The 6,822-nt window shown below is 63.0% G+C and carries 5 protein-coding genes and 1 other RNA gene; 3 read left to right on the top strand and 3 right to left on the bottom strand.

The genetic code is table 11. The features are described from left to right. A partial coding sequence (locus D7X30_RS43325) for a hypothetical protein (protein WP_233592089.1) occupies window positions 1-258 on the bottom strand: 258 nt, incomplete at its 3' end. Continuing rightward, window positions 210-419, bottom strand: a complete 210-nt coding sequence (locus D7X30_RS43905) for a transposase (protein ID WP_120568234.1) — start codon at window positions 417-419, stop codon at window positions 210-212. The genes D7X30_RS43325 and D7X30_RS43905, both read right to left, overlap by 49 nt. Before the next feature lie 91 nt (window positions 420-510). On the opposite strand from D7X30_RS43905, the gene D7X30_RS43320 reads away from it, so the two are divergent. Next, on the top strand, window positions 511-807 hold the full coding sequence (locus tag D7X30_RS43320; RefSeq protein ID WP_120568233.1) for a hypothetical protein: 297 nt from the start codon (window positions 511-513) through the stop codon (window positions 805-807). 310 nt (window positions 808-1,117) lie between these two features. Then, window positions 1,118-5,080 carry a hypothetical protein gene (locus D7X30_RS39955; RefSeq protein WP_120568232.1) on the top strand — a complete coding sequence of 1,321 codons (3,963 nt, stop codon included), beginning with the start codon at window positions 1,118-1,120 and terminating at the stop codon, window positions 5,078-5,080. Window positions 5,081-5,253: 173 nt separating this feature from the next. Here D7X30_RS39955 and ssrA read toward each other — a convergent pair. Then, window positions 5,254-5,617: a transfer-messenger RNA gene (ssrA, locus tag D7X30_RS39950) on the bottom strand. Between the two features lie 158 nt (window positions 5,618-5,775). Between ssrA and D7X30_RS39945 the strand changes: the two genes are divergently transcribed. Beyond that, on the top strand, window positions 5,776-6,783 hold the full coding sequence (locus D7X30_RS39945) for an NAD(P)-dependent alcohol dehydrogenase (RefSeq protein WP_120568231.1): 1,008 nt from the start codon (window positions 5,776-5,778) through the stop codon (window positions 6,781-6,783). Window positions 6,784-6,822: the final 39 nt, after the last annotated feature.

Below are 6,822 nucleotides of genomic sequence, written 5' to 3'. Positions count from 1 at the left end.
CTGCCCAGTCTTCCACTGCCTCCAAATTTCGGCCTTCTGGTCCGCGGAAAAGCCCTGACGTCTTCTCGCCACGCACAGCTCCTCTCGACGGGTAGCGCCTGTTGCGTCGACCCATTGAGTGTGCCGCCGCATTTTTAGTATCTCCCGCTCCAGCCGCAGCTCGCGGTTCTCCTTGCGCAGTCGAGCGAGTTCCTCGCGCTCCCCTGCCGTCAACGCGCCGGGCTTGCCCTCACCACAGTCCGTCTTCGTCTGCTCCACCACAGCCGCAGCGCTGACTCTGTCAGGTCCAAATCTCGGGCCACCTGGGGGATGGTTTTGCCTTCCTCAAGCGCCAACTTCACCGTTTGGGCCTTGTATTCGGCTGAGAACTTTCGGCGTGGCCGGCGGAGCTTCTTTGATTTTCCCTCGTTCGCAGACATCCCGTGCTCCTTCCATCACATCTCGGGTGCCCACGGAACTGGGCTACGCCCAAAGACGACGTGCTCCACGTCCAGGGAGAGCTTCGCATCCATGAGGCGCGGGCCCAGTACGTCCGAGACGAAGGCCAAGGTCCTCGCCTCGCTCGAAGACAAGGGTGGGCTCCACCTGGAGGAAGAACTCGTCCGCGCCGCCCCCGAGCGCGGCAGGAGGGACAACGACGTCGCCTCCACGCGGAGCAGGTTGCGCCAGGCCTCGTCCAGTGGGCGCCGTTCCTACTTCAAGGGCGGCACCTCCGGGATGTTCCCTGCCCATGCGACCACCGGCAACAGCATCCCCAGACAGCCAGCCCCACTTCGCGCCATTCGCATCCACGCTCCCTGGGAGTGACACCTCCGACGAGAGTACAAGACACACATCTGACATTCAGCCCGGCACCCGCAGGCCACGCGCCGCTACCGAGGGGTGAGCCGCAGATTGTCGTCCATGGGACCCTTGGGTGCCTTTGAGAAGATGGAACGGTCCCAGAAGTTCCGTGGGCACAAGCCTCACACGCCTCCATTCACGGTGCAGGCGCCCTTTCCAACGGGTCGCCAAGCGCCGCTTTTCAGGCTAGAGACGGACGGCATTCGAACCCACGTGCATCTCAAGAGCGGGATGCCAGTCGCACTGCGGATATGGAAATCCAGGTCAGGTCATTGTGAGTGACGAAACGGTTGATCCCGAGGACAAGCTGGTGGGTGGGGCGGGTGGCGCATCGCTCGCGGGCTACGAATACCAGATCGATGTTTCGGTGTGGTTGGCGCTCGATCTCGTCCTTGCAAGCAAGCTGACGCACGAACTGGTCCTCGAACCGACCACGGAAGAGGACATCGAAGCCGATCTCAAGGAATCCGAGCCCGGGCAGGTCACGAGCAAAACATCGCTGGAGGACTACCGGTTGGTCGTTCAGGCGAAGCTCAGGACCGGTGATGCGTGGACGCCTAGCAAAATCAAAGCGCTCCTGAAGCACGGAAATGTGCGGGAATCCGCCGCCAAACGGCTCGAGGATCCAGCCGTGCGATACTTGCTGGTGACGAGTGCGGCGCTCAATGGAAAGACCCAGAACCTGCGAGTACGTCGCGCAGGTATCTGGCCGAAGGCCGCTGATATGCCGTCCGAGATCCAGAGCGAGCTTCCTCCCAACTCGGCAGGTCGCGTCGCCATCGTCGGAAGCCAAGACGAAGAGCGTTTGCTGACAGACATCAAGCGATTCCTTACGGAAAGCTTCCGGGTCCCTACCGCGCGCTGGGAGGAGTGCCGACAGGCACTGCGGGAGGGAGCTCGCGCTCGGATGCGCGGGGCTGGCGGCGGACGTTGGATCCGAGCAGAGCTCGAAGACGTGATTCGCCAGCACGAGGGCTACATCGCGAGTTCGCCCGAGCTTGAGTACTACGTCCATCCAACGAGTTGGCCTGACCTCCGGGCGGCGATGAGACAACGGCATGCCGCACTGATCATCGGGCAGTCCGGCACGGGCAAGACGATGGCAACTAAGAAGCTCTATGAAGAGCTTCGGAAGGAGATTCCTGGCCTTTCTCGCGTGCCCATCAAGTACGGGCCACAACAGCTTCGCGACGACCGCACCCAGCCGCCGGTCCTTTACGACATCGAGGATCCGTGGGGTCGCTTCGACTTCGATCCCCGAAGCCGGCCCTGGAACGACCAACTCGCTCAGCTCTTCGCTGCGGCAAGGCACGACTGGATGATCATCGCGACGTCTCGGCGCGACGTCGCACAGAGTTCAGGCGCATACGAGAGCGTGAAGCCCTGGATGGTGAACCTGGAGGCGGAGCACTACGGACCTAGCGAACGCCGAAGGCTATACCGCACCCGCATCGGCGCCTTGCCGCATCTGCTCCAGGGTATCGCCAGGCAGCATGAAACCCTTGTGCTGGGCGAACTCGGCACGCCGCTCGAACTCCAGAAGTTTTTCGATGCACTGCCGACGCTCGGGGCCAACGCCCCCCAGGGGCCGACAGATCTCGTCCACGAGGCCATTCGTCGAGCTCATCAGGAGTCTATCGAGCGCACGGTCATCGAGCAGATCAGTGAGCGGAATGATGTGCGAGCGGCTGCCGTGCTCTGGGGCCTTCTCAAGGCGAACGACAAGCTGTCACAGGGATCGTTGCGCTTGATCGAAGAAGAGTTGGCGGAGCGCGACCCACAGTTCGAAAAAGGCGTCTCTCCGCTTGTGGATTTCTTTGTCGCCGCCCGCAACCTTCGCCAATCCGAGTCAGCGGTCACCTATTACCATCCGCGTGTTGAAGCGGGCATCGAACAGGCGCTTCGTCAAGCCCGGCTCACTGCAACAAGGGCATTACGTACGCTGCTGGATGTGCTGACTTCACTCGAAGGCCCGAATGACGTTTGGGGGACCGCAGCCGCAGTGCGCCTGTTCGCGAACGCCAGCAGCGTGCCAGAACTCAAGCCGTCCACCTCGCCAAGTACGCAGAAGAAAATTGACAGCTGGCTCGCAAGCGAACTGGCGACTGGCGACAAGACATTCGAAGCAACTCTTTCACTCGCGGCAGCAGCGGGCTCCTCCAACAGCAACTTGTCAGAAGCGGCACGTTTCCTCCTGCACAGACATAGTGAGAGTTTCGAAGACATGTATTCGTGGGAACTGTCGGCCCATGAGGATGCTTGGTATGCGCGCATGCGGGCTGACCCGGGGGTCAAGCTTCTGGTTGAAACCTTCATTAGGAAGGTCCTGCCAAGGACGTCTGTCGACTTTCCCACTTCATTCGCAGTCGAAGCGGAGCGCATTGCTACTGATCTGACGAGCGCGTTTCTTGCGGCAGCTACTCGATCCGTCTCCTATGGCATGACGCAAACCGGCGATGTCATCGCCGAAGGTGCGTTGAATGACTTGGAGGGATTCGAGTCAGTCATCGACAAGGCAGTCAACGAGTTGACGCCATCCGAAGCAGACCGGCAGCAGCGCGAAGAACTTGAACTTGCCATCATCAACGGAGAGTACAGCGCCGACTATACCCAGCATCTCATTGAGACGAGTAACGATGAGGGTTACACGGCCAGCAGCTTCCTTGGTGCCTATGTCGACCGTGTTCGGGCAACAGGCATGTGGGAACGTCTGGACCAGCACAGGCATCGCGGCTCGCTCATGCGCTCCTGGCTGCAAGCGCTCGCCAAAGACCCCGCGTTGGCATCGGATGAGCTGGCCAGCGCATTCGCAGCCGGGTACGGAAGCAAGCACGAGGAGGACTTGTGGAGAATCCTGACCAAGGCATGGGCCCCTCGCTACGTTGATACCTTGGTAAACCGCGTACGGAAAGGAAGCCCCCATCGCGATGTTCGCATCGCAGCGCTGACATGCTTGGTTGATCGGGCTCCGGAACATGTACCGGCGATCTTCCGGATACTGATGGAGCAGGAGCGGCAGAGTCGGTGGGTCGAACTCGCGGTTGAGTTGGGGCAGATGCGTCAGGCTCGGGCTTACCTCGATGGTGAAGTGGTGGCAGCCGCGGCGGGAGAGCTTCCTCCGCTTGCCGCGGAAGTCAGCGACGCAGCTTTCGCCCTTCAGGACGAAAAGGCGCCGACGCTCTCTGAGCCAGCGCGCAAGCTAATCGAAGGCGTGCTCGACGTTGGTGAGGAGCTTCGGCTTTTTCGTGTCAGGATGGACCTGCATGTGGCGCTGGACGTCGCTGACGATGTTCGCTGGCTACTCCTCAACGCGACGGAGTTGGGGAATGCGGTGGAAGCTCTCGATGCTGCCATCCGGCACGACATGGCCGACGAGGTTAGAGGCGCGCTGACGCATAAGTTCGCCAACGTAGCCGCAGGGGCTCTCCGAGCAGTGGCGATGCCCCTGCCGTCCCCTCTGCCTGGGAATCTGCTGGACCTGGCGAAGGCGAAGGGCAGCCCGGTGCGCCGTGCTCTTGTCGAAATCCTCGATGTGAAGCCACACCCGGCCCACCTGCCCGCACTGATGCAACTCATCAATGACGGCTGGTCCCGCAACGGCTTCTATGGCGGGGAAGAGGATTACCCGATCGCGCAAGCGGCTGTGTCACCCCTTGCGAAGTTGGGAAGACTAGAGGCTGAAACCGCCGAGCAGCTGTATCGGGTGGCCATTGAGAGTCGCGACTCAGAGCTCCGTGACAAGCTCTTCGTCTTGCTTGTGCGTGAGGGGGGATCCAACCTGCAGGAGCGCTTGTTCGATCTCGCGGTCAATCCAGGCCGGCTTACGGTTCGAAGGGCTGCCGCGAGCGCCCTCCTACGAGGCCTCGACCACGTGACGTGGCAAGTGGTCGCGCGCATCACGCCGCAGTTCCTAGAGACGCGCGTCGAGGCTATCGCCTCGCGGCTGTTGCTGTTGCTTGCCAGCAAAGGCGAACTGGATGCCGTGGTCATGGCAGCCGCGACACTGGCGGTCAATGCCAAGCGGCGTGTGCTTCTCCTCCTAGCAATTCGGGTGCTGAGGGACCGCGATCGACCTACGGCCGAGCGAATCGCGGGCATGCTGCCGAAATCGCATGTGACGGTCGCCTGGGCTCTGGGCAGCGACATTGGCGAGGTCAAGGCTCAGCTGTTCGAGGACCTGGGCGATCCGCTCAGCATCGAGCAGGTGTTGGACATCATGAAGCCGAAGAAGACCTGAGAGAAAGCGGCATGCATTTCCGCCACTCCGTAGCCGCCTCTGGACGATTTCCCATGAGCACCTCTGGCATTCCCGTGTTGGCCTCCGACATGTCTCCGGTCCGGCGGCTTGAACTGTCGAGAGAGAAAAGGAGAACCCCGTGGCACCTTGCTGGCGCCACGGGGCTCGTTCTTCAGTGGAGGCGGAGGGAATCGAACCCTCGTCCGAAAGCCGTCGGCTCTTCGACCCTACGTGCGTAGTCCGCGATTTGCTACGTCACCAGGGCTCCCACGGACGGGATACCTGATGCCGGTCCTGGAAAGATCTCGTCACCTCGGGCCCAGGCACCCTTGGCGACCAGTCCGCATTATGACGGCCCATCCCTACCCCACGGACCGAGAGCAGGGGGACCGCGCACTAAAGACTGCTAGTTAGGCAGCCAGCGCGAGCTCAACGTTGTCGTTGGCTTTTGTGATGTTGTCGGAAGTTTTACGAGCACCCAACAAGCTCGGCACGCGTCTCGAACGTCATTGCCCCCGTCGAAGCCAGGTCGCCCCCGGTTCGATGTACGTCATGCGGCCCCATCAGCTCCGCACCCGTCCTACATTAACCGCTGAACGCCCTCCGTCAATCCTCCTGAAGCCACGGCGGTCGCTCCTGCAACATCCCCTCCCCTGCCTGCCCCCCAGGCAACCCCGTCCTTCCGGAGTCCCCGCATGCAGGCGTACGAGCTCTACACCCCCACCGGCTCCTCCAGTTGGACCCTCGTGGAGACGCCCCAGCCCCAACCGGGCCCCGGCCAGGCGCTCGTCCGCATCCACGCTGTCTCCCTCAACTACCGCGACCTCATCATCGCCCGCGGCACCTACCCCGGCCTCAAGCTCCCCCTCATCCCCTGCTCCGACGGCGCCGGCCAGGTCGTCGCCGTGGGCTCCGGTGTCACCCGCGTGAAGCCCGGCGACCGCGTCGCCCCCACCTTCTTCCAGGTCTGGACCGACGGCGAACGCACCCCGGAGAAGGTCGCCCACGCGCTGGGCGGCGGCGTCCCCGGCGTCCTCGCGGAATACGTCTGCCTGGACGCCGAAGGGCTCGTCCTCCTCCCGGACTGGCTCTCCTACGAGGAGGGCTCCACCCTCCCCTGTGCCGCTGTCACCGCCTGGAACGCGCTCGTCCCCCAGGGCGGCCTCAAGCGCGGACAGACCGTGCTCGCGCAGGGCACCGGCGGCGTTTCCATCTTCGCCCTCCAGTTCGCCCGCCTCCTCGGGGCCCGCGTCCTCATCACCTCCAGCCAGGACGACAAGCTCCAGCGCGCGAAACAGCTGGGCGCGCAGTGGCTCATCAACTACCGCCAGCGGCCGGACTGGGAACAGGAGGTGCTCACCCTCACCGGCAACCAGGGCGTGGACCATGTGCTGGAGGTCGGCGGCGCGGGCACGCTGCCCCGCTCCATCACAGCCACCAAGGAGGGCGGCCACGTCGCGCTCATCGGCCTGCTCACCGGTGCTCCCGGCAAGCCGGACACCACCGCCACCAGCTCCAAACACCTGCGCGTCGTCAGCACCTACGTGGGCAGCCGCGAGATGTTCGAGGACATGCTCAAGGCCATGACGCAGGAGAAGATCCGTCCCGTCATCGACCGCGTCTTCCCCTTCGCCCAGGCTCGCGAAGCGCTGCGGTACATGGAGTCCGGCGGCCACTTCGGGAAGATCGTCATCACCCTGTGAGGCGTGGCTCTGGCGCACAGGAGACATGCGCCGACAGAA

The organism is Corallococcus sp. AB011P (assembly GCF_003611605.1).
Lineage (GTDB): Bacteria > Myxococcota > Myxococcia > Myxococcales > Myxococcaceae > Corallococcus > Corallococcus coralloides.
The sequence above is the reverse complement of the archived record's forward strand: the minus strand, read 5'-3'. Positions and strand labels throughout refer to the sequence as shown.